The organism is Lactobacillus helveticus DSM 20075 = CGMCC 1.1877 (genome assembly GCF_000160855.1).
GTDB lineage: Bacteria > Bacillota > Bacilli > Lactobacillales > Lactobacillaceae > Lactobacillus > Lactobacillus helveticus.
On the sequence record NZ_GG700777.1, the window covers coordinates 1 to 1,054 of the forward strand.

Genomic DNA, 1,054 nt, shown 5'->3' on the forward strand with positions numbered 1-1,054 from the left:
GGCAGATTGTAAAATTTAAGTTGAACATTTAAGTGGACAGAAAAACCATCAAGGTCTTTAATGGTGTTACCGCACAATCCATTAGAAAGAAGGACCTTGATGAGCACCACTATTTTATCATTCCAGAACCGTGTTGTCATTGAAACGCTTCATAATGAAGGACGTTATGAAGGACGTTCCTTGCGATACATCGCTAACTACTTAGGCTTTAGTAAGACCACCATCTTTAACGAACTTCACCGGCTAAATAGTGAGTACCAGGCTGGGCTAGCGCAAACTGACTTTGAACGAAAGGTTAGTCAACGGGGGGCGGAAGTCTTCGCTCACTAAAAACCTTAAACACTTGATCGAGGAAAAGATTCAAGTCCAGAAGTGGTCCCCTGAACAAGTTGCCCATGTGGTTGGGATTGCCTACAAGACGGTCTATAACTGGATTGATCAAGGCTGGCTTGATATACAGTTGCCCGATTTGCCTGATCATGGAATTCGTCGTCATCGTGCTAAAGAAAAGCGTGGTACATTCAATCACGGCCGCTCAATTGAGGAGAGTCCTCATAAAGTCGAAACTCGCCAGAAATTCGGCCACTTTGAAGCTGATACCGTATTTTCTGGCAAACGTAAAGGTCAAGCTGTGGCTACTTTTGTGGAGCGTAAGAGTCGCCTGACAATTGTTAAACGGCTCCATGGTCGCGACAGTCAGTCCATGACTCAAGCCGTACTTGAACTAGCTAGTCAACTTCAAGACAAGCTCAAGACGCTTACCGTGGATCATGGTAAAGAGTTCGCTAACTATCAGACAATTGAACGGCAAACTGGTACTCAGGTTTATTTTGCCCATGCTTATTCACCACATGAACGCGGTAGTAATGAGAACCGTAACTGAGTTTTACGACGATTTATTCCCAAAGGCCAAGCCATTGAAGAGTTAAGCGATCACAAGCTGATTCAAATTAATTGGTATTTGAATTCCCGGCCACTTAAATGTCTTAATTGGCATACACCAATCGAGAGCTTCTTGCTTAATCTACGTCACTAAATTCGTTCAAGTTATTTC

The 1,054-nt window shown here is 43.4% G+C and carries 1 pseudogene; it reads left to right on the forward strand.

The features are described from left to right. The first annotated feature begins 99 nt into the window (after positions 1-99). A pseudogene (locus HMPREF0518_RS09235) lies at positions 100-1,036 on the forward strand (IS30 family transposase). Positions 1,037-1,054 lie beyond the last annotated feature (18 nt).